Here is a 22,031-nt window from a genome sequence, read left to right on the forward strand (position 1 = left end):
ATTAATTCCTAATCTTTTACCGTATTGCTATTAATCTTTGCGTTTTTGTAACTTTAAGAATTGCGCAAACGTAATAATAATTAATCCCACCCCAGTCGCTAACATTAACGTGTCTGATGTTTGGTCAGTCCGCGGTAATGTTTTACCTTCGGGTTTCTTAACATAATTCATGGGATTGAACTTAACCTTTTTTTGATTAACCACGGGCGCCTTAGTTGGTGCCGTTGGTTTAACTGGTTGCGGTGCTTTGGGGATTGCCGGTGCACTTGGCGTTGGCTTTGGTGCCACCGGTTGTGGATCTGCTTGATGCGGCGTTACCGGTTGTGGGTGGACCGGATCTGGTGCCACCGGTGTTGGTACTTTGGGATCTGTGTTCGTTGGGGTACTTGGTGTATCCGGTCCCGCAATCGCGGTTGACGAACTCGTACTACTATCAGATGGGTCAACCGGATCTGGGGCAATTGGCGTTGGCTCATCTGCTGAAGATGTATCATCCGGTGGTAGGATTGGCTCAGTTGGTGGCGCAATCACCGGTGTGGTGCTACTGTCTGTGTTGCTTGGATCAACTGGATCTGGTGCCACCGGTGTTGTTGGTGTAGTTGAGCTAGTGTCCGTGCTGCTGTTTGTTGGTTCTGGTTCTGGTTCCGGTTCTGGTTCTGGTTCTGGTTCCGGTTCTGGTTCTGGTTCTGGTTTTGGTTCTGGTTCTGGTTCCGGCGTTGGTTCTGGTTCTGGTTTTGGTTCCGGCTGTGGATTGTACGTATTGGTAATATCATAATTACCATTTGCACCATCCCCACCGGTTACTGAATAACCATTCGGAGTTGGCACTTCTTTTACAGAATATTTAATGGGCGTACCATTACGATCATTTTTGAGTAAATTAGCAAAGTCAAATTGCCAGCCATTTCCCGTAGAAACTTCAATTGATGTTGGTCCATCGATTTGCCCAGGTTTTACTTCCTGATCGTTTGCATAAAGTTGGACGTTAACACTTGCTGGCCGCGTTTGGTCCGTATTATCGTTCCATTTGATTTGACCTTTTACGTCAGCAACTTCGGACGTAGATGGTTTGTTCGAATCTGTTGGATCGGTGGTAATGGGTGTAGTGATAATTTTACCATCAGTACCTATCCGTAAATAATCTGATTTTTTAGTTAATTCTTGGTCACCATTTACTAATTGAACGCGTTTTCCATCATTTTGTAAGAACGTAGTATTAGAAAATTGCGCTTGGAAAGTTTCTTGGGGAATTATTTCATAAACTTGAACTAAGTAAGCGGTATCCGAATCCCCTTTTATATCTACGGTAATCGTACCATCATTTTTTGTAGTAACCTCATATTGTTCTCTACCAATTGGTTCATAATTATTTGGTGTTGTATCACTATCTCGATCGATAACTTTGGATACTATAGTACTAGTACTGTCCTTATCCCACTGAGAATCCTTTGAACTTAGTTTTGAGGTTACGGTTAAATCTTTTATCTTATCTAAAGTCTGATATTTTTCACCATTTAGACCGACATTAACTAAAATTGACCACTGAACGCGAATCGTTTTATCTTCACCTTGTGTAAATTGACCATTTTGATCCAAAATTGGTTCCGGTTTACCAATAGAATTATAAGTAAGGTCGATATTTTCATTAGGGGTGTTTTTCAAGTTCCAATCTAATATAACTGAGGTTGGTGTCATACCAGCTTGTACTACAGCATTCAATTGATCCGCATTCCATTGGGCCGTGGCATTAAAACTACCAGTTAATTCACCCTTGTACTTGGTAATGTTTTCATTAAACGTAATGGTAATACTATTTGAGCTAATTTGCACGGCACCAATATCTATTGGCTGTAACGTACTATCGTTAATAGTAAATTGTAGCGAAGGACCGACCACAAACTTCAATTGACTGGGTAGCTGAACCGTCATCGTATCGCCAGGTTTAATTTGTTTAGTGTCTCTAATATCAAAATTCCATACCGCCTGAACTTTTTGGTGAATTTCACTACTATCTATCTGCTTAAGTGAATTATCATCGTTACTTGCGATATAGGCCTTGGTTATAAATTGGCTGCCGTAATCAGGTGCCGTACTTGATGCTGGTGTATCCGAATTATTTGTTCCATTTGAATCAGTAGTACTCGAACTATTTGAACTATTTGTATCGCTATTCACATCAGCAAATGCGGTCACTGGGGTTGTCGCTAATGACAAACTCAGGACGCATAAACCGAACATCGCGATATGCTTTCTATTCATGGGACGCGCTTGCTCCTTGCATATATATATTAATTATTAATACCTTGCATAATAATTTTAATTATTCTATGGTAAAAGTTATGATATTAAAACAAAATACACTAAATATTAACAATTGATATTATATATTATTTTTCTATATATTTATACATAATCTTTATAACTTATAAATTTAATTAAACATTATTTAATAATCTGATAAACATTTTTGAATGTATGTATATTATACAAACCACCCTTTAAATTACAAAAAAAGCCGTCGAAACGAATTTCGACGGCTTTTAATATTCAATTTATTAATTATTCTACGGATGGGATGACAACTGATGCTTGGATGAGTTGGGCGTAATCAATTAACAAGCGACCACCGGCAGCGTGTTGGTGGCCCCCACCTTGAAAGGCTGCCGCGACGGTTGCCAAATCAACTGGCGCCTTTTCGCTACTACGTAATGATAAGCGGTTACCGTTGACGACAATCCCAAAATCAGCATCCGGTAATTCGGCCAGCATATTGCCAACTTCCGACATATTTTTAGATGCTTGCACATACGCGACGTGATAAGTTTGCTCACCAATATGTAAATCCATCATGGCTGCCGCGGCTTTTTTACGGCCCACATATTTATCAATATCCAGGAGTTGTTTTTCAATAATTGTGTTTAAGAGCGGTCCAAAAATCGTCGCACAATCTGGGGTCGTTGCTTGATTAGCAGCGGCATTGAAGGCCGGCACGTGTTCCATAAAACCATCTTTACCAAGTAAATTTAAGGCAACGGCGAGCTTTTGGGCTAACTCAGCCGTCAATGGTGAATCAGGATTATTATGCCAATCCCACGTATCAATTTCACGGACTGCTTCGATGATCAAAGCTGATTGCCCGGCGACTGGATAGCGTTTTGCAACCATTGAAGTCGCACACGTTTGCTTACCATCGGTGTGTTCGTTGTAGTTGGTAATGAATGGAAATTCGTTGGCAAAGTGCGCCGTTGAGGCATGGTGGTCGATTACTTCAACGATACAATTATGTGCCTTGGCATATTCAGCTAATGCCGCAAGGACATCTTGAGATGGGGTTAAATCAGTAATCCCAATATAGGCTGCCTCAGGATTAGTGGCCAGCCATTCTTTAATTGAACGGTCAATGCTTCCAAATGAGCCGGTCGATTCAAATGAATAATTAACCGTGGCATCGGGGTATTTATCCTTGGTGCCCGCCATCAAAGCATAGGCTGACATCACCCCATCAAGGTCAGTATGTGAAAAATATCGTAATTCAGTCACGTGGTTCCCTCCAACAATTGTGTTTTATTAATCATACCATTTTTAGGAAATTCACGGCAGTTATGACATAGCATTATTGGCAAAAAAACGCGGTAAATCAAGGTTTATTGACCGCCGCCTAAATGGGCCCGCCTTTTTAAAACTTTTCACTAGTAATTACGCCGGGCTTTAATTATTATAAGTTTAATTAGGAATTAAAAGGAGTACGAAAATGTTTAACATGCCGCCCCATCGACGGGCATTATTAATTGCCATTATTTTTACTGTTTTAACGTTTGGAACCTATTTGATTGGTGGCCGGTCGTTTGATGCGTGGTTTAAAATCACCAACATAGCCCATGAATCAAGCTTTACGACTGGTTCATCATTTTTACTATTGTTTGCGCTCATTACAATTGTAGCGTGGATCAACTTTTTTATTAAGTACCGGAAGCGATAGAATAGCGCTGAAAAAAGCCCGCGGTCAGGCATACCGTGGGCTTTTGTTATTTAGTTAAAATTGCGGCAAAGACTCCATCCATACTCCTCAGTTACGTGCTGTTCAGTGCGGCTAGATGAATTAAATCTAATTTATTTATCATCAAAATATCATTTAGTGCTATAATTACCCAAACACTATACTTTGGATGGTTAATCATATGCTTGCAAAACAAAATCGCATTCTTCTGCCGCTAACTGCCGGGCTAAATGCTTTTAATTCGTTGCTACTAGGGATTGGTGGTCTTTTAATTATTCGTCAGTTATCGCATTCGTTTCTACTATATGGCGTCGTTTCAGCCATTAGTTCGATTGCGATTATTGGTTCGACGATTTTCATTGGGGCTAAAATCGACACGCTTGATAAACGCAAAGTTTTCATAACAGTCAATTGCATCGCCATTATTTTGCTCCTCCTCTTAGTGCAATTTTGGGGTTCAAGCCGCTTTTTAATATATTTCATGGGCTTTGACTTATTAATGGGTTTCTTAAGTCTGTTTGCAGGCATCGCATTTAGCGGTAGTATCAAGGAATTTACCGTTCCCGAACAACTTGATCAAGTCGTTAGTCGAATTTCAACTAGTCGGATGGTTGGTATTTTAGCTAGTATGGGGACCGTTTTTCTATATGCGACCAGCTCGCACCTCATCCCCTATCTGCTAGAAACTGTCGCAATAGCAACATTCATCAGTATTATTAGTAGTCTATTTATTAAGCGTGCAACAACCACTGTTATTCAAAATACTACATCGCTGACTTTACGTAATATCAAACATGCGAGTCTACAAATTTGGCATGATGAGTTAATTAAAAGTATGATCATGATTAATATTTTCATCCTCACAATTCAATCAGCTTTCAACGGGTTTATCATTTTCTTTTGGTCAACGATTGATCCAAATTACAGTAAATTAAGTTCGTTATTAATCGCCTATGCAGTTGGTATCGGGATTGGTTACTTGGCGTTACGCATTAATCAAAATGGTCTGCGGATGCTATTGATGTTAGTGACAATTAGTTGTGCATTGTTATATGCGTTCGTGCAATCGGAAAGCACGTTAATTGCCGTTATTATCAGTATTATGGCGGTCAGTTTACCAGTTGAAAACTGGACCCAACGCAATATTATCAAGTACTCTGACGTACGGGTTCAGGGCTTACGTGAAGGCTATGTTAGCTTCTTTAGCGCCATTTTAGATACCCTATTTAGTACAGTAATTGCTGGTGTATTACAGGTTTTACACCATGAAAATGATTTCTTTTTGCTTCTAATCGTACTAGGAACAATCATATTTGTATATTACAACAACAAAATTAAACAGCTGAAAAAGGCGATTTAATCGTAACGAAAAAAGGTCTGGAAGTGATATTTCCAGACCTTTTTTGTATCTATTTAGCACCATCTTCGTACTCTACTAACAGTAGAGAAGTTAAGGCGGTGGCTATTTCTGTTGAGGAGGTGGTGCTTATGGTGTAACAACTATAACCTCACATTCTAGGAAAGGAATAGTTCGGAGTGTCTGTAATGGACGCTCTACAGCTAATGCTTAGTTTTGGCACTTTTATTGTTGCCTTATTAAGCTTAGTTGTTGAGTTGATTAAGTCAATCAACAAAAAATAACCGCCTTAGCTCTGACCAGCTAGCGGTTATTTAACCAAATGCTATAGTCACCGTCTTAAACGGCCCTACTAAGGGGAAGGTTTGTTGACGCAAGCCTTCCCTTTTCATTTGCCATTTTAACATGGTTATCGGTACTTGGCTAGTTAAGGAATTTAACTCAATGGCACCATCTGGGCAGCCATATTAACATCATTTTGTTGGGCCGGCGTTTGATAAGTTGCTTTAACTAAATCAGCCAAACTGACATCGACTTTTTTACCGGATTGATTCCAGGTTAAATGGACTCCGTTTTGATCATAGCTATAATTAATGGCTGATTCAAAATCACGTGTGGCAACTGTCAGGCGTTTGTCCACTAATCCGATTCCAGCAAACGGGTTAGTTCCTAAGAATTTAACCAACGTTGTCACTTGTGGATTTCCATATTTGAAAACCATCACCCCAATTTGGCGGTAATCAAATTTTGCTCCTTTATATTCAACAATCGGTTCATTTCGAATTGGCTGACTGGGCGAGTTAACTAACTGAGCAAATTTATTGGCTATTTCTTGATTAGCAGTTGGCACAAAATGTAGAAGATTATCGGGCATACCTTGATTTTGTTGTGTAATTAAAACCACTGGTTTCCCGTGATGGATTGTCATCAAATACAAATGAACCCCCATTGTTTCACCGTCTTTGTAATCCGAGTAAATTGAGACGACATTATAATCGTATTTATCAGCACCATTTTGACTAACATTAATATTGACATGATCGGCATTGACCGCGATATTATTTTTGCTAAAATCTTGCGGAAATGTGTAACCAATGAAATTCGGCACTACTTGCACATAAGGAAAGTAATTAGTATATTCCTGTGCGGGATTAAACCGTTCCCCCATGCACTTACAAAAGCGTTTAAGGCAGCTTGTTTTTGGTTATCCCAGATTAACTTAGGCACTTTGACACTAGCTAACGTGTCTTTATTGTGCGGGGTAACTGCTTTGTGCATTGTGGTTTGCGAACTCATTTTACTTTTATGACTAGCTTGCGCACTTGAATGACTCGCAGCATCGCCATTACTTGAATGACTAGAGCTACCTTGACTACCGCATGCACTTAAGACCACCGCACTCGTTAAGGTTACTAAGCCAATCCACATTCGTTTACTCATTTTGTTAATTCCCCCGCATATTTTTATGAATACAAGTATAACATTTTTGTAAAAAGATTAGCAAAAAGTTAACCGTTAATCTTTGTGGTTCAATTAAACTCATTTATTTAAATGCGTCTACGCACGCCTTGAATAATGCACCAACTACCAAGCAAGCCAGTGCAAGCTTACTTGGCTTACGCCGGAAGCACCACTAACCAATTAGTATTGTACGCATAGCAAATCAAACACGCCAAAGGAATTTCCTTTGACGTGTTTTTTTAGTTTTGTATAGCGTAACTACTTAATTATTTCTTTACTTGCTGCTAGTCACACTATCCATTACAATTAAGCAGCAACATTTAAAATTGGAGTAATTTAATGGCTAAAAAACGAATCTATTTCCTATGTACTGGTAACTCTTGTCGTAGCCAAATGGCTGATGCATGGGCCCACCAATATCTTAACGCTGATGAATGGGACATTCGTAGTGCCGGCATCGAAGCTCATGGCCTAAATCCCTTGGCGGTCAAAGCCATGGCTGAAGTTGGCATTGATATCGCTAACTACACATCAAATATAATTGATATCGATTACTTAAATAGTGCTGACTTGGTAATTACGTTATGCGGCGACGCCAATGATCGCTGTCCAATGACCCCACCAAATGTAACGCGAGTTCACTGGGGCTTTCCTGATCCCGCTAAAGCGACTGGAACGTTAGAAGAAAAATGGCGGGTCTTTCAAGATGTTCGTGATGGTATTGCTAAAAAAGTCCAGGCCTTTGCGGCAGATGGCAGTTTGAATTAGCAATTAAAAACAATCTTGTATCTATTGCACACCCTAAATAGGGAGTGTGACGGCAGGCGGGCGATATCGAGAAATACACTAAAAATCCTCTATGAAGAAAATTCTTCGTAGAGGATTTTGTCGTATTTCGAATATATCAGACTTTTGGAAAACGTTCTAGCAGCAAATTACCACCAGGAAAGAGTTATGTCACACCCCGCTTTTTTTACTTTATCAGCATAATTACGATTCAATCTAAGCTCACGTCTTACCAGATGAAGGCTCATATTAACACCTCAGCAATAAAGCTTATTGATATATACAAATAACTATCCAAATCATGGTTCGATGGTTACGGTTGGTTATTTTACGGATATAACTTAAACTTACATTGTTCTAGCAATAGCTTATTTCAAAGGATATTGTATTACACAAAATGCATCAAACTTCGGTAACTTTTGTAGTATCAAACCGTTTCGTCAACGTATTTAAGTTTTCCGCTACCTGTGTCAAATCAGTAACGTTACCCGTGAACTCATCCATCGTAGCTAAGACTTCTTCAGTATTTGCTGAAACTTCCTCAGTTGAGGCTGAACTCTCTTCCGTGGCTGCCGAAATTGATTCCAAGTTAGCTAAAACCGTTGCTTGTAAGGTTTCAATCCGATGGCTAATTGTAACTAACTGATCGATGCTCGTTACGAGATGCTGATTATTTTCATAAACTTGTTCGGTTGAATCCAGTGACTTGTCCAACAAGGTCGTTTGTGCTTGCCCACCCGTTACTGAAGCAGAGGTTTGCGATACCATTTCTTCTGATTTAGTCCGAATTTCTGTGATAATCTTTGCTATATCCGTGGCCGCCACACGACTTTGCGCAGCAAGTTTGCGAATTTCAGTCGCGACGACCGCAAACCCTTGCCCAGCTTGACCGGCACTTGCAGCTTCAATTGAGGCATTTAAGGCCAGTAAATTCGTTTGTTGGGCAATATCATTAATTGTTTGAATAATTTGCGTAATATTTTGCACTCGGGTATTCATTGTGGTCATATTAGCCATTAAGGTTGTCATTTGGGACATTTGGGCTTGCCAATTACGTTGAACTTCATTGGTTACTTCGAGGTTATCACGATTTAAATTGGCGGCATGTTCGGCACTCGTTGACATTGCCGTTACATTAGTGTGCAATTCATCCACAATTTGGGATAACATTTGGACTTGGTCAACGCCCTGTTCCGTTTCGATGGCTTGGGCTGCGGCAACTTCAGCAATTCCCGTAATCGTATTTGCAACCTCTTCGGTAGCGACATCCGTTTGTTGGGCTAATTCGAGCAACGTTTTAGCGCCGGTTGCCACAGTCTGACTTTCCAGTTGAACTTCATTGATCAAATCACTCATTGACCGAATCATGTGGTTAAAGTTACTGGTTAATTGGTTAAATTCATGCCCATTTTCATCAGGTGCCGTAAAACGCTTAGTAATGGCCTCAATTGACATGCCGGTGCGGTGGGTCGCTTTAATTTGAATTAAGTCGCCTTGACTACCATGAGCAAAGTAACGCACATACCGTTTAAGAATCGCACTAATCAATTTCACTAGCCACGTCGTTATTAACACCACTAAGATTAATACAATCAACATAACAATAACTGAGCTAATAATTAGCGCGCTTTGTTCGGTACTAATTTCGTTACCACCAACTTGGGTAATAATCCAACTTTGACTGCCAGTTGGTCCTTTATCAAAGTAAACTTGCGTATGTTTAAACCATCCTTGCGCGATTTTAATGTAACCACGGCGGTGATGATCATTTTTAACAGCTTGATAAACTTGGTTCGTATTAATTTGTTGATGGGGCTTGAAATTCAATAGCCCTCCCTTACTGTGTGCATCGACAACTAAGCCACTGTTGGTCACAATTGCCGCGCTCCCGGTCCGTCCAATTTGAAGCGTATCGACAATATTATGGATGGTCGTATATGGATAATTAACGAACAAAACGCCGGTTTGGCCACTTTGGTTGCTTATCACGCGTGAGACCCCGGTTACCATCTGCTTAGTAATAATATCTTCGTAGGCTGCCGAAATAAAAACGGACCCATTGGCCTTCACGGCCCCTTGATACCATGGCCGCACCAATGGGTTAAAGCCCGGTGCTGGTTGTGAAGTTAGGGCAAATTTCCCATCGGTCGTCGCAAAAGTAATGTTAAGCAGTTCCCCATTACCAGTTGCTTTTACCGCTTTAATCTCCTTTTGAATCAATGCTAAATCATAGGTCTTGGCTTTTAAGGCGGGTAAATTTTGTAACTTGGCTAATTCCTTTGTCGCTCGGCCGTACAAATCAGTTTGTGTGGCTTGTAAGCTACTAACGGCACTTTGTTGGGCAATGTTGGCCCGCTGCGTTATCAAATTACTATTAATAAAATACAACGCCCCAACCATAATTATTACCGGCACAATTGCAATCCCGATTAACCCCGGATATAAGAACTTCCGAATACTCTTCTTGTGCCTTGCTCCTGTGGTACTAGCTTCGTTTTGCATATTAAAAATCTACCTTTTTCTATAAAATCAACGCCTACTGCCAGGTTGCTGCGAAACAATTATCATTGCCTCTGTCATTATCGGCAAATCGGTCCTAAGTTTAAGGTTAATTTCACAAATCCAACAAAAAAGCCCACCCGCAGGTAGACTCTTGTATATTACATTAACTTTTAGATCAAGGGCTTATTTGAAAAATGCTGGAAGGAATTCTTTGTGTGCTTCAAGCATTTCTTCCATTACTTGCTTAGCCACATCCCCACTTGTCACTAACGGATTGATGGTTAAGGCTTGTAATAATGTACCGCGATCACCAGTTACAGCCGCTTCAATCGTTAATTGTTCCATGGATTTCATCAATTGGAGTAAGCCACGTTCTTGTGGTTTGAAACTACCAAAGTTGTATGGTACCGGTCCATTACCAGTTAACGTACATGTCACTTCGACGGCACAATCATCCGGCAAGTCTTTGACCGTACCATTATTACGGGTGCTGACGGTCATGGTTGTCCGTTTGTCATTGTAAATTGACGTAATCGTTTCACACGCCGCTTCACTATAACGCGCACCACCACGTTCTTCGAGTTGCTTAGGTTTGTAGTCTAATTCGGGGTCTTTGTATAGGTCAAATAACTCGGCTTCAATTTGTTTAACCTTTTCCGCCCGCGTACCATTAACCTCAAAATCAGCGAGTTCTTCAGCCAACATTTTATCTGTGTGGTAGTAATAGTTGTGATATGGGCATGGCACCATGTGGAGGTTTTCAACTTGTTCAAAGATCAAATTATTATCCTTGATATTAGCAACAATTTCCGTATTCGTGCCCGCCCCATACATCAGTTTAATTAACTCATCCGTGCGGTCAACCCCTTTGCTATCCATGACCGTGTGCCAGTGCATGTGATTGATACCAGCAAATTGGAAGAATAGCTTTTCGGGGGCTTCATCGAGTAATTCCGCTTCATTAACAACCGCATTAACTGGGATATTGCATAACCCAACTACTTTTGGCCAGTTACCATAACGTAAGACGGCTTCGGTTACCATCCCAGCTGGATTAGCAAAGTTAATCAACCACGCGTTCGGGCACAATTCTTTCATATCTTCAACGATATCTAGGATTACTGGCACCGTCCGTAAGGCATTGAAAATCCCCCCGGCACCATTAGTTTCTTGACCAATCATCCCGTGACTCAATGGAATGCGTTCATCCAAAACGCGGGCTGATAATTGACCAGCACGTAATTGGGTGGTCACAAAATCGGCATCCTTTAAAGCTTCGCGCCGATCTAAAGTTAAATGGACCGTACAATCAATGCCCGCTGCTTTGACCATTCGTTGGGCCATGGCGCCGACAATTTCGAGTTTTTCCTTACCCGCTTCAATATCAACTAACCATAAATCAGTTAATGGAAATTCTTCGTAGCGTTTGATAAAGCCTTCAATTAATTCAGGGGTATAACTTGAGCCACCCCCAATGGTTACTACTTTTAAACTTTTACGCATCATTTTTTCTCCTTTTCTAAATTCGATTATCAATTGCGGCTAATTCAGTTTCGATATCCGCTTCTTTAACTAACATTTGTTTTTCCGCTACTTTGAAAAATGGCCAGTAGATAGCAATCGCAATGACAATTTCAACGGCTGACCAAACGGCTGCGCGCCAATCCCAACCAGTTGCCATTAGCGGTCCAATAATTGGTGGAATTGTCCAAGGCACTACCGTGGTTGGCCGACCAATGATGTTACCGGCCATCAGTAAGTACGTGCCCACTGCTAATACTTGGGGGATAATCACAAACGGAATCATCATCAAAGGATTCATGATAATGGGAAAACCAAAGATAACTGGTTCGTTAATTTCAAATAATGAACCCCCAATTGCTAAGCGCCCTAATTCTTTATAGGTCTTAGTTTTGGAACGAAGCATCAATAACACTAATGTCAAGGTTGCCCCGGTCCCCCCGACGTTCACGAATAGACTTGAAAAACCAGCCGCGGTAATATATGGAGCAGCCTGGCCATGCGTAAATGCGGCGGCATTGGCGGTAATGAAGGTTAGAAAAATTGGATCGGTCACCCCTTCTAACGTAATATCTCCGTGAATACCGGCACACCATAATAGACTAACTAACAGTGTGTAGACCATAATACCTGGCAACGTGTTTAACGCGAACAATAATGGACCAAAAATGTGGTCAATGAACAGTGCCAAGTTAAAGTGCAATGGTACCCGAATTGTCCAAAATAGTAGTAAAACAATTGCGGTGGGAATTAATGAGACAAATGAATTACTAACGGCCGGTGGCACACCAGCTGGTAAGCGAATAATTAGCTTGTGCTTCAAACACAACCGGAAAATTTCCGTCGTACTAATCGCGGCAATAATCGCCGTAAATAAACTCCCTGATCCAAATGTCGCTGGATCAATTACTAATTTATCAGATAGTTCAATCGTTAAAAACGCAATTAATGCTAACGCTGCCCCAGAAATCGCATCAAGCTTGTAACTTTTGGAAAGTTCATAACCAATGCCAATTGTCCCAAGCAATGAAATAATCCCAAATGAAACACTAACGGCAGCGGCTAACATCGGCTGATACGGGGTAATGAACTTTGTCCAAGCCGGAATCGGAATATTCCCGACAATCAAGAATAAACTCCCCACAATAATGGCCGGTAACGCTAAGGCCAGCCCATTACGGATGGCGACGAGGTGGCGTTGGTTCCCAATAACACTTAACGGTGGTATCAATCGATTTTGTAACCAATTCATGAATTTGTCCACGGTGCTATCCTCCTTTTCGTATGCTTTGAGAATAAAGGTTTTACATTCTTTTGTAAACGCTTACAATAGATTATGGAACAGTTCGATTAAAATGATTAATGTATCATCAATGAAACACCTCGTTCCATTTAACTTATACCCGGGGGATCGCTTATGTTATTTTTACCTTATAATATCAGTCTAAAGAATACCGAAATTGATATTTACAACTATATTATTAATAATCTCAATCAAGTCGGCTTAATGCGGATTCGTGAACTAGCAGATGCCACCCATGTTAGTTCATCAACGATCTTGCGCTTTTGTCGTAAATTTGAATGTACGGGCTATGCCGAATTTCGCCTCCGCTTACAAGCCTACAATAAATCACTAGGGGATCATCGCTTGGCCATTGCTCCAGTCGATGAATTTCCCTTTTTGGAATTTTTAAAACATACGCACTATCCAGATTTTCAAGAAAAGATTACCGCGGCGGCTAATATTTTACTTGAATCTGACTTAGTATTATTTGTCGGGGTCGGGACGTCAGGGATTTTTAGTCGCTATGGGTCCTACCTATTCTCTTCCTTAGTATCGTTGGCGCTAAATATCGAAGACCCGCTCAACATGCCGTTGTATAATTTAGTCGACAACCGCCATCAAAAAATTTGCTTAGTAGCCCTGTCGGTGAGTGGTGAAAATGAAAGCATTATCAACTATATCAATCATCTCAAAGCCCATCATGCTAAAATCATTTCGCTGACTAACAGTGGTAATTCAACAATTGCGCAATTATCGTCGGTAAATATTGCCTACTATAATAATCTGGAAATGTATGAAGATACGAATATCACTTCCCAATTAGCGGTGACCTATATTTTGGAAGCCCTTGCCCGCACGGCGCACCAAGCTAAATGTTCAAACTAGTTAATCGGTAATATCGCTGACCCTTTAAATTATTTAAAACGGGACTATTTTTATTGTATTTAAAAATTTAAGTGCTTATAATTATTAAAGTCCATATAAGGTTTACCGACGTGGTAAGCTTAAGCACACTTAAAATATTAATATGGATCGCAACTAAATAAATGTATTAGGACGGACAAATGAAAAAAACATTAACTATCATTGCTGCCACTGGCCTTCTCTTTGTCTTAGCAGCCTGTGGTCACTCATCAGCTACCAAACACGCCCACCACGACGAGCAAAAAACTGCCATGACGAGCAGCAGTTCAAGTACGAGCTCAAGTTCAGACGACAGCACAACTTCTAGTTCTACGGCTAGTTCAGCTGCACCAACTAGCTCACAAGCAACGGCTAGTTCATCAAGCACCGCCAGCAGTGCAGCTAGCCAAAGCTCGCAAACTGCCGCTAACAGTAGCTCACAAGCAACGACTAACAACCAGCAAGCTGCTGGCGCTGTGACTAGTGCCGCGCAAGCAATCAGTGTTCTCCGGGCCCAATTGGGTGCCAACGGTAAAAAAATGGAACTGCTTGCTAATGGTACAACGACGGTTAATGGCCAAACGCTTTACGTTATTGATGCTTACCAAGATGCATCGGCGAAAGCACCATCTGCAGCTTACCTTGTTTCACAAAGTGGTAAAGTTACCCAACAATGGTAATCAAAAAGCCAGCGAACTTTCGCTGGCTTTTTTGTGTGCAAGCATTGCTGTTGGCACAACTTGTTATCCGCAAAATCCCTTTTCACCCCACAAAAAAAGCCGTCTAAAGTAATTTAGACGGCTTTTTAAGCTTAACTAGTAAGCCCCTAATAAATTAGAAGCTGTACTTGTTGTCGCTTGTTTCTTTGATGTAGTTAGAAGTAAGACCTTCTGCTTCAAGGAATTCGCGGAATGGTACTAATTCTTGTGCTTCGTACTTTTCCTTGTATTCTTTAACAATGTCTTCACTGTATAAGTTAGTGTCAAGCTTCAAAGTTTCAACAGGGATTGGACGATCCTTAGTGATCTTAGCGTCAACAACAACAACACGACCTTGGTTGTAGTATTCAACGGCTTGTTTCATCACGCTGTCAATGTCTTCGATACGGCTAACAGTTAAACCAACGGCTCCTTGAGCTTCACCGATCTTAGCGTAGTCAACATCAGTAAAGTCAACCCCGAAGTTGTAAGTGTTAGTGTCTTCGTACTTGTTCTTAATGAAACCGTACTCAGTGTTAGTGAAGACCACGTTAATAACTGGTAAGTCATAACGGACGTTTGTCACAACATCTGGGTAAGTCATTGAGAAGGCACCATCACACATCAAGTTCCAAACTTGACGATCTGCGTAAGTCTTCTTGGCAGCAATACCACCTGGTAACGCGATACCCATTGTTGCAAACAATGGAGAAGTACGCCATAAGTTCTTAGGTGTCATGTGCAAGTGACGGATTGACATTTGTGTAACGTTACCAACGTCAGTAGAGAAGATTGCGTCTTCTGCAGCGTACTTGTTAATGGCGTTGTAAACTTGGTAAGCTTGAAGAGGACCTTCAGTCTTGTGTTCAAGTTTGTTCATGTAATCGCGCCAGTTTTGCACGTTCTTAACGTTAGCAGTCCACCAAGCTGATTCTTCAACTGGTGAAACTTTAGCAAGGATTTCGTCAATTGCTTGACCAGCATCCCCAAGGATAGCAACGTCAGTTTGGTGACGTTTACCCAACATTGCTGGGTTGTTATCGATTTGGATGAACTTGTCAACGTTACGGAAAGTACCTTCAACTTCAGAGAATGGGAAGTTAGTACCAACGAACAAGACAGTATCAGCTTCAAGCACAGCTTCGTTAGCTGGCTTCCAACCAACACGGAAAGTTGAACCAGTGAAGGCTTCAAAGTCCCATTCGAAAGTTTCAAAGTTCTTACCAGTAGTGATGATAGGTGCTTTGATCTTACGAGCCAATTCTTGTACGGCTGGACCGTGACCCATTGTACCAATACCAGTGTAGATGATTGGACGCTTAGCTTGGTTCAACAAAGCAACGGCTTCATCGATGTCAGCTTCGTCAACTGGAGCTGATTTGTAGTTTTTGAACTTTTCACCAGATGAGTAAAGTGGTGTTGAGTAAAGTGATTCTGCATCAAGTTCAGCAAAACCAAAGTCAGCAGGGATTTCAAGAACAGCAACCCCGCGCTTAGCGATGGCAGTACGGATAGCGTCATCAACCAAGTGTGGTAATTGTTCAGCAGTGGCAACACGACGGTTGTAAACTGCGATGTTGTCGTACATTGGGTTTTGGTTCAATTCTTGGAATGAATCCATGTTCAATTCACGAACTGGTTTTGAACCTAAGATAGCCAATACTGGAATGTTATCCATAGCAGCATCGTATAAACCATTAATTAAGTGAGTTGCACCAGGACCACCTGATCCAACAGTAACCCCTAATTTACCACCAAATTTCCATTGCATTACAGCAGCCATGGCACCAATTTCTTCGTGCTTAACTTGCAAGAATTCGATGTTGTTTTCTGGGTTACCCATCGCATTCATCAATCAACTCAAAGTACCTGATGGAATACCGTAGATGGTGTGAACACCCCATCCTTCCATGACCTTCAACGCTGCTAAACCAGCTGAAATCTTCTGTTCTGACATAATATCTATCTCCTATTTTCAAAATGTAACCGTTTACAAGTATAGTATACTCACCCAAAAATAGCAATACGTACACCTTTTTTAAAAACATTAATAATCTTTTTATAATACAAAGGTAATCTTCCAGTATTTATACACCTTGCCAGTTACACCTAATTCTATATTTTTAAAGAATATAAGTTAATTATAAATTAAGTCATAACGTTTGACAATACATTATATAGTAATAGTTAGTTAATCTAATTGTAATTATTCTCCCATGCATTATGAGTACTAATTTCCGAGTTTGTATATTGTTACACTAAATATCACATTACTTGCAATCATTACCTTTTAGCTTCATTTTCTCCCCTGTGCTTAACAATTAATACCCCGTGATGTGAAATACCTACCAAACAAAAACATTTCCACCGTTTTATCAAAATTCAGGCAGAAATTGGCGTTTTTTTAACCGTAAATTCGCCTTAAAATGTGCCAAATTCTGCACGTTTTTCCCCTTTCCGCATTGACAACGGGGCGGATTTTTTCTATGATACTAAATAAAATACAATATCCTAGAAAAGAGATTGCCTATGATTACCGAAATTGTCGGCGAACGACTCTTAGATTTGCGTCGTAATCGTCAGCTTACCCTCCAAGAAACAAGCGAGCTCACCGGTGTTAGTACCGCGACGCTCAATAATATTGAACGCCACACGACCTCACCATCAATTGATACTCTCTGGAAAATTTCAAGCGGGCTTGCCGTGCCGATTAATTATTTTTTTGCCACCGATACGGTTGATTTTGAAATTGCTACGCCGCGTGATTTTCACGAAATCACGAGTAATGATCCGGCTGTGGCTGTCCAATCAGTTTTCAGCACGCTCGTTAGTTCGAATTTTGAAGTCTTTCATTTGACCCTCGCCCCCCAAGCACAGCGCCAATCAGCGGCTCACGTGCCCGGCACAACTGAAATGCTCATTGTCGAAACTGGCACCCTAACCGTCATGATCAATGAGCAACCGCATGTTATTTACGCCGGTAGCATGGCCAAATTCAATGGAACTTTTGCGCATACCTACCATAATATGGCTGCTACGCCGACCACTTTCATCAGTTTGATGATTTACGATCGCTAGGAGGCCCTGATGAATCTTAAAGCCATCTTCCTTGGTATTTTAGCCGCGCTATTCTTCTCGTTGACATTTTTACTGAACCAATTAAATTTACAAGCCGCGGGTTATTGGCTATGGGTCGCTAGCCTGCGCTATTTATGGATGTTACCGATGATTGCCCTCCTTGGGACCATCCCCCAACTACATGCCGATTTTGCTAAAGTATGGCGGGCCATTAAAGCCGCCCCGTGGTACTGGCTTGGCTGGAGTAATGTCTGCTTTGTCTTATTTTATGTCCCCTTAACGTGGTCAGCGCAATTTCTCCCCGGTTGGCTGGTCTCAAGTCTCTGGCAACTGACAATTATTTTTGGGGTGCTAACAACGCCACTGATGAAAGTCGCTGACAGTACTGGTATCGCCCAACGTTTAACGATTCCGCGCAATAAGATTAAATGGATGCTAGTCATCTTAGTGGGTATCACGCTGACAACCTTACAAGCCCAGGGCCTCCATGGTGTTAATCGGGGCTTTGGCTGGGCGATTTTGGCGATCTTAATGGCTGCCATTTGCTATCCGCTAGGTAATCGCCAAATTGGTATTCGTTATGGGCATTTCAACGGCCTTGAACGGGTCTTTGGGATGTTACTAGCTACCTATCCAACTTTTATCGTGCTAAGCATCATTAGTTATCTTCGGGTTGGCCGCCCGGATAGCGCGACGTTACTGAGTACCTTTGGGGTCGCCTTGGCTTCTGGGGTCATTGCGACGGTTTTGTTCTTTCATGCAACCGCATTGGCGGGCCAAAACATGGAAACGTTGGCCACGGTCGAAGCAACCCAATCATTTGAAGTTATTTTCACCGTCCTCCTAGGCTTACTATTTTTAGGTCACGCGCTACCAAGTCACTTACAAATGGTGGGCTTACTGATTATGTTGCTCGGCATTATAGGTATCAACTTCACTGGCGTTCTCCATCGTACTAGCAAGTGGCGCTAGTTTGACAGGTCAGTGTGGCTCTGTTAACATCAACACATAAAACTTAATTATTAATAAGCAAATATCAATAATTATTTAAAGGAGGCCATCCCGATGAGTCTGTTTCAAAAAATTTTAGCGACAATCCTCGTGATTTTAGCCGCCGTGGCAAATCACTTTAATTTGGATTACGTCAGCATGATCCTCTCAGTGCTCACCTTATTAGTAATCTTCATCCCCGTGAAAGCTAATCACGCCAACTAAAAATACCAAGCGGAATTATTCCGCTTGGTATTTTTTTATGCTATTTAGAATTTGCACCCTTGTCTGTACCTAAACTTAAAGTTAGCGGGCATAGATTTGGACCGTTTTATTCGCGCCGTTCCAAAGGTAAATTAAGTCGTGTTGCGTACCGAGCTTTTTACCATCAACATAGTAGTTATTGGGCGTGCCTTTTGGTTGTATGACCATTTCCCAACTAATAGGGGCATTTTCGGCAATCACGTACATCGCTAACATTTGATTGTTCAACGTATATGCAATGGCATGACTCCCATGAGCATCATATAAGGCTTGGTTTTTAATTACTAAACCGCCCCCCGCTAAGCGATTGTTAGCAACAACTAGTTGACCAGTTTGGCCGGAACGTAATTGGCCTTGACTACCATGCGCCGTGGCCACCAAACGCCAAGTCCCAGCAATACTACTAAAATTACCTTGCTTAACTTGCCACAAATTAACGTTAGTAATTGGTTGGCGCACGGGTGCTTTAGCAACTGGAAGGGCGACTGGGGCCTTAGCTGGTGATAATTGCTTAATCCCAAAACGCAACTTATTGGCCGCATCATTGATTCGCCATTGAGCAATGCCACGCGTATTGTTAACCCATTTTGCATATACCAATGTATTTTGTAATACTTTAAATGTGTTCGCCGTATGCCAAGCTGCATTAATACTTGTCGCTTGTTTAATCAGTGCCGTTAATTGTACCTTAGTAACGTTAACGGTGGCCGCTTGAACGGAAACATTATTCTGATTGAAGAGCGCACTGGCGACTGGTACCCCACTTGCACAAATCGTTGTACTAGCCAAAATCATCGTAAGTAACTTTTTATTAATCCGTGATGCTAACTGTGACATTTTTTAATCCCCTAATTTATCGGTATTTAAATAACAAAATTTATCTATTAGTATACCACCTGAATAATGAATTAAGTGCTTAATTTTTGGCCGGTTGCTTGTGGTAGTTCGTGTCAAAGAAGGTCGTGAGAATATTAAAAATAAGCATACTGTACCCGGTTATAACAACGGTCGTATCACCGTGGTAATGCTGTATCAAATACGTGGCCAAAACGGCAAATGCGATCCGAATAATGACATCCCCGCTTGTGATTATTATGTTTTTCATGTAAGGCTCCCTCTGATTTACGCAGACCAAAAGTGGCTATGCGCAATAATTAAATTTGTTATAAAACCATTAAAGTATAAGTGAAAACTAAAGTCAATTTTTGCATTAAATTTCATGGGGCTGAATCACTGAAAGCACCTCCTTCATTCGTTTGTATTGTGATAGCTAAAATGCTATCGTGATGGCAACTATTTCACAGGAGGCCACACAATGACTAAAATTGATGATTACATCGCCAAACGTTCCCAAGACAATCCTAAATTCGCACAGATGCTTGAACAAGTTGATTTAAACCTTGAAATTGGGATTCAAGTACGTAATTTACGTGAAGAACTCAAGATGAGTCAACGTGATTTTGCGCCCTTAATTGGTAAACCCCAATCAACGATTGCTAGAATCGAAAGTGGCACCACGAATGCCAATACGATGACCCTAGCTGAAATTGCCCGTGCCACCCATCAAAAAATTACGATCCAATTCACACCAATTTAATGGTATCACCCCTTCAAATACGCCCAGCTGCCCTGAAGATTTACTCTTCTAACGCGAGCTTGGCGTATTTTTGTTATTAATCAAAAAAAGCCCACTTAAAATGCCGGTAGACTAGGCGTTTTTTGATTGCTGTTTAAACTGTGAAATAATAGCTTGAATAATCACAAATACCACGGTAATCCCGATTGTGTCGAGAGTGTAATCCCCGAGATAGTAGTGCCCATGCACGCTAAGGTCGTAAATACCACTCACGATGAACTTGTAATAACGAGCGCGACAACCAGAAATAACGTTGTCAAAGTCCGTTGAGTTTTCATATGAACGCCTTTGTCAATGCCTATATTAGTCTAGATCGATTAATTAACCTTTTTAACCTTAAGGATATACCCTAACGCATAGGCAATTAAACCAAATGTGGCGGCCATTCTAAATAACTTGATAAATAATGTATCGATACCGCTAGTCGCTACTAATAGAATTAACAAACTGGCAATAATAATTCTTGAATTTTTAACTTTTAACATGCTACTTTTCTCCTAAAATTTAACACTATTTGTGCTGACTAAGTCGGTAATACCAAAATAAGTATCTACCGAAGTAAATTACCCATAACCTACCATTCAATCCTGATGACCCTCATGCTTACGGAATTTGATAATATCGACTAAATACCACCCCGCAACTGGCACATTGCATTCCAAAAATAGCAAAGCGTACCATGTGAACGTATGGAGGTTGTTAGTAATGAGATCTAAACCGATTTTCACTAAGAGGACTACGAAAAATAGCCCGGTAATCCCTGTCAGGCGGTCTTGCCACCAATCTAAGGTGTATTTAAATAATTGCATGGCTGGTCCTTTTGCTATTTGCTACTCATCTTATTGTTGTATCTATAATAATTTTACCATACCACCATAATTTTACGAAATAAAACGTCGATCATTACAGCTGTTCGTGAACGCCTAAAAACATCCATATTCAAATTTTGAGTTAGTTGCTTCCACCCGATTGCATTTTCATGCGACTTAGCTTAAGCTGATTACAAATACCAAATGAAAGGCGGTTCTACAATGCTACAACAGCACCGTGTAATCCCCACTGAATACCCATTAATTTTAGCCATCTGGGAGCAATCTGTCGCAGCTACGCATACCTTTTTGCATCCTGCTGATTTTGCCTTTTACCAAGCGCTCCTCCCAAATTTTCTAGCCCAGGTCGATTTACGGCTATGGTTAGTTGATAATCAACCAATTGGCTTTAGTGGAACTAGCGGGGATGAATTAGCGATGTTATTTCTGGACCCTACCAAAATTGGTGCTGGTTATGGCCATCAAATTTTAACGTGGTTAATTACCAATCAGCACATCACGAAAGTTGACGTCAATGAGCAAAACGACCGGGCGCACGCGTTTTATTTAAACCATGGTTTTCAAATTGTTGGCCGCAGTCAACGCGATGATTTTGATAAACCGTATCCAATTTTACATTTAGCAATACGTGAGCAGCAGGTGTAAATTTCTCGCCAATGGAAACCATGTACAACTAAAAAGACATTAGTAACTAGTAATTTAGCTACTAATGTCTTTTTAGTT

The 22,031-nt window shown here is 41.0% G+C and carries 24 protein-coding genes; 11 read left to right on the forward strand and 13 right to left on the reverse strand.

What is annotated here, in order from left to right; all coding sequences use genetic code 11:
• Nucleotides 1-30 precede the first annotated feature (30 nt).
• The gene (locus LQZ76_RS01960; protein WP_230098085.1) at nucleotides 31-2,259 is read right to left on the reverse strand and encodes a Cna B-type domain-containing protein; all 2,229 of its coding nucleotides are present in this window, start codon (nucleotides 2,257-2,259) and stop codon (nucleotides 31-33) included.
• Between the two features lie 300 nt (nucleotides 2,260-2,559).
• Complete coding sequence (locus LQZ76_RS01965) at nucleotides 2,560-3,540, reverse strand: DHH family phosphoesterase (RefSeq protein ID WP_230098086.1); 981 nt, start codon at nucleotides 3,538-3,540, stop codon at nucleotides 2,560-2,562.
• Nucleotides 3,541-3,751: 211 nt separating this feature from the next.
• Here LQZ76_RS01965 and LQZ76_RS01970 point away from each other — a divergent pair, with 211 nt between their 5' ends.
• The 3 genes from LQZ76_RS01970 to LQZ76_RS01980 all read left to right on the forward strand — a co-directional run bounded on the left by LQZ76_RS01970 (nucleotide 3,752) and on the right by LQZ76_RS01980 (nucleotide 5,638).
• Nucleotides 3,752-3,979 carry a hypothetical protein gene (locus LQZ76_RS01970; RefSeq protein WP_230098087.1) on the forward strand — a complete coding sequence of 76 codons (228 nt, stop codon included), beginning with the start codon at nucleotides 3,752-3,754 and terminating at the stop codon, nucleotides 3,977-3,979.
• A 199-nt stretch (nucleotides 3,980-4,178) separates the two neighbouring features.
• On the forward strand, nucleotides 4,179-5,357 hold the full coding sequence (locus LQZ76_RS01975; RefSeq protein ID WP_230098088.1) for an MFS transporter: 1,179 nt from the start codon (nucleotides 4,179-4,181) through the stop codon (nucleotides 5,355-5,357).
• Between the two features lie 185 nt (nucleotides 5,358-5,542).
• Nucleotides 5,543-5,638, forward strand: a complete 96-nt coding sequence (locus tag LQZ76_RS01980) for a putative holin-like toxin (RefSeq protein ID WP_432443418.1) — start codon at nucleotides 5,543-5,545, stop codon at nucleotides 5,636-5,638.
• Between the two features lie 152 nt (nucleotides 5,639-5,790).
• Here the strand turns inward: LQZ76_RS01980 and LQZ76_RS01985 are convergent, their stop codons facing one another.
• On the reverse strand, nucleotides 5,791-6,522 hold the full coding sequence (locus tag LQZ76_RS01985) for a DUF4767 domain-containing protein (protein ID WP_230098089.1): 732 nt from the start codon (nucleotides 6,520-6,522) through the stop codon (nucleotides 5,791-5,793).
• Nucleotides 6,462-6,794 (reverse strand): hypothetical protein, encoded by a 333-nt coding sequence (locus tag LQZ76_RS01990; RefSeq protein ID WP_230098090.1) that lies wholly within the window; start codon nucleotides 6,792-6,794, stop codon nucleotides 6,462-6,464. Before LQZ76_RS01990 ends, LQZ76_RS01985 begins: the two co-directional genes overlap by 61 nt.
• 360 nt (nucleotides 6,795-7,154) lie before the next feature.
• Between LQZ76_RS01990 and arsC the strand changes: the two genes are divergently transcribed.
• On the forward strand, nucleotides 7,155-7,583 hold the full coding sequence (gene arsC / locus LQZ76_RS01995; RefSeq protein ID WP_230098091.1) for an arsenate reductase (thioredoxin): 429 nt from the start codon (nucleotides 7,155-7,157) through the stop codon (nucleotides 7,581-7,583).
• Between the two features lie 420 nt (nucleotides 7,584-8,003).
• On the opposite strand, the gene LQZ76_RS02000 is transcribed toward arsC, so the two are convergent.
• From LQZ76_RS02000 to LQZ76_RS02010, 3 genes are all read right to left on the reverse strand, one after another.
• A complete protein-coding gene (locus LQZ76_RS02000; RefSeq protein WP_230098092.1) occupies nucleotides 8,004-10,103 on the reverse strand; it encodes a methyl-accepting chemotaxis protein in 2,100 nt (699 codons plus the stop codon).
• Between the two features lie 183 nt (nucleotides 10,104-10,286).
• The gene (locus LQZ76_RS02005; protein ID WP_230098093.1) at nucleotides 10,287-11,609 is read right to left on the reverse strand and encodes a 6-phospho-beta-glucosidase; all 1,323 of its coding nucleotides are present in this window, start codon (nucleotides 11,607-11,609) and stop codon (nucleotides 10,287-10,289) included.
• 13 nt (nucleotides 11,610-11,622) lie between these two features.
• Nucleotides 11,623-12,876 carry a PTS sugar transporter subunit IIC gene (locus LQZ76_RS02010; protein ID WP_230098094.1) on the reverse strand — a complete coding sequence of 418 codons (1,254 nt, stop codon included), beginning with the start codon at nucleotides 12,874-12,876 and terminating at the stop codon, nucleotides 11,623-11,625.
• A 165-nt stretch (nucleotides 12,877-13,041) separates the two neighbouring features.
• Here LQZ76_RS02010 and LQZ76_RS02015 point away from each other — a divergent pair, with 165 nt between their 5' ends.
• Together LQZ76_RS02015 and LQZ76_RS02020 are read left to right on the forward strand one after the other, a co-directional pair.
• Entirely contained in the window at nucleotides 13,042-13,794 is a 753-nt protein-coding gene (locus LQZ76_RS02015) for a MurR/RpiR family transcriptional regulator (protein ID WP_230098095.1), read from the forward strand.
• A 179-nt stretch (nucleotides 13,795-13,973) separates the two neighbouring features.
• Nucleotides 13,974-14,492, forward strand: coding sequence for a hypothetical protein (locus LQZ76_RS02020; RefSeq protein ID WP_230098096.1), 519 nt, complete (start codon nucleotides 13,974-13,976; stop codon nucleotides 14,490-14,492).
• 154 nt (nucleotides 14,493-14,646) lie between these two features.
• Here the strand turns inward: LQZ76_RS02020 and spxB are convergent, their stop codons facing one another.
• Nucleotides 14,647-16,362: a pyruvate oxidase gene (gene spxB, locus LQZ76_RS02025; RefSeq protein WP_230098097.1), complete on the reverse strand. Its 1,716-nt coding sequence runs from the start codon at nucleotides 16,360-16,362 to the stop codon at nucleotides 14,647-14,649.
• A 677-nt stretch (nucleotides 16,363-17,039) separates the two neighbouring features.
• Between spxB and LQZ76_RS02030 the strand changes: the two genes are divergently transcribed.
• The 3 genes from LQZ76_RS02030 (at nucleotide 17,040) to LQZ76_RS02040 (ending at nucleotide 18,803) form a co-directional block, all read left to right on the forward strand.
• Complete coding sequence (locus LQZ76_RS02030) at nucleotides 17,040-17,588, forward strand: helix-turn-helix domain-containing protein (protein WP_230098098.1); 549 nt, start codon at nucleotides 17,040-17,042, stop codon at nucleotides 17,586-17,588.
• 9 nt (nucleotides 17,589-17,597) lie between these two features.
• Nucleotides 17,598-18,560, forward strand: coding sequence for a multidrug resistance efflux transporter family protein (locus LQZ76_RS02035; RefSeq protein ID WP_230098099.1), 963 nt, complete (start codon nucleotides 17,598-17,600; stop codon nucleotides 18,558-18,560).
• A 93-nt stretch (nucleotides 18,561-18,653) separates the two neighbouring features.
• Nucleotides 18,654-18,803, forward strand: a complete 150-nt coding sequence (locus LQZ76_RS02040; RefSeq protein WP_230098100.1) for a hypothetical protein — start codon at nucleotides 18,654-18,656, stop codon at nucleotides 18,801-18,803.
• Between the two features lie 81 nt (nucleotides 18,804-18,884).
• Here LQZ76_RS02040 and LQZ76_RS02045 read toward each other — a convergent pair whose 3' ends face one another.
• Both LQZ76_RS02045 and LQZ76_RS02050 read right to left on the reverse strand, forming a co-directional pair.
• On the reverse strand, nucleotides 18,885-19,679 hold the full coding sequence (locus tag LQZ76_RS02045; protein WP_230098101.1) for a hypothetical protein: 795 nt from the start codon (nucleotides 19,677-19,679) through the stop codon (nucleotides 18,885-18,887).
• A 79-nt stretch (nucleotides 19,680-19,758) separates the two neighbouring features.
• Nucleotides 19,759-19,947 (reverse strand): hypothetical protein, encoded by a 189-nt coding sequence (locus LQZ76_RS02050; protein ID WP_230098102.1) that lies wholly within the window; start codon nucleotides 19,945-19,947, stop codon nucleotides 19,759-19,761.
• Between the two features lie 210 nt (nucleotides 19,948-20,157).
• Between LQZ76_RS02050 and LQZ76_RS02055 the strand changes: the two genes are divergently transcribed.
• The gene (locus LQZ76_RS02055) at nucleotides 20,158-20,439 is read left to right on the forward strand and encodes a helix-turn-helix domain-containing protein (protein WP_230098103.1); all 282 of its coding nucleotides are present in this window, start codon (nucleotides 20,158-20,160) and stop codon (nucleotides 20,437-20,439) included.
• 111 nt (nucleotides 20,440-20,550) lie between these two features.
• Here LQZ76_RS02055 and LQZ76_RS02060 read toward each other — a convergent pair whose 3' ends face one another.
• The 3 genes from LQZ76_RS02060 to LQZ76_RS02070 form a co-directional block, all read right to left on the reverse strand.
• Nucleotides 20,551-20,691 (reverse strand): hypothetical protein, encoded by a 141-nt coding sequence (locus LQZ76_RS02060; protein WP_230098104.1) that lies wholly within the window; start codon nucleotides 20,689-20,691, stop codon nucleotides 20,551-20,553.
• A gap of 104 nt (nucleotides 20,692-20,795) precedes the next feature.
• On the reverse strand, nucleotides 20,796-20,963 hold the full coding sequence (locus tag LQZ76_RS02065; RefSeq protein ID WP_230098105.1) for a hypothetical protein: 168 nt from the start codon (nucleotides 20,961-20,963) through the stop codon (nucleotides 20,796-20,798).
• Between the two features lie 96 nt (nucleotides 20,964-21,059).
• Nucleotides 21,060-21,287, reverse strand: coding sequence for a hypothetical protein (locus tag LQZ76_RS02070; protein ID WP_230098106.1), 228 nt, complete (start codon nucleotides 21,285-21,287; stop codon nucleotides 21,060-21,062).
• Between the two features lie 222 nt (nucleotides 21,288-21,509).
• Between LQZ76_RS02070 and LQZ76_RS02075 the strand changes: the two genes are divergently transcribed.
• Nucleotides 21,510-21,953, forward strand: coding sequence for a GNAT family N-acetyltransferase (locus LQZ76_RS02075; RefSeq protein WP_230098107.1), 444 nt, complete (start codon nucleotides 21,510-21,512; stop codon nucleotides 21,951-21,953).
• Nucleotides 21,954-22,031 lie beyond the last annotated feature (78 nt).

The sequence above is a fragment of the Periweissella ghanensis genome (assembly GCF_918814755.1).
Taxonomy (GTDB): Bacteria; Bacillota; Bacilli; order Lactobacillales; family Lactobacillaceae; genus Periweissella; species Periweissella ghanensis.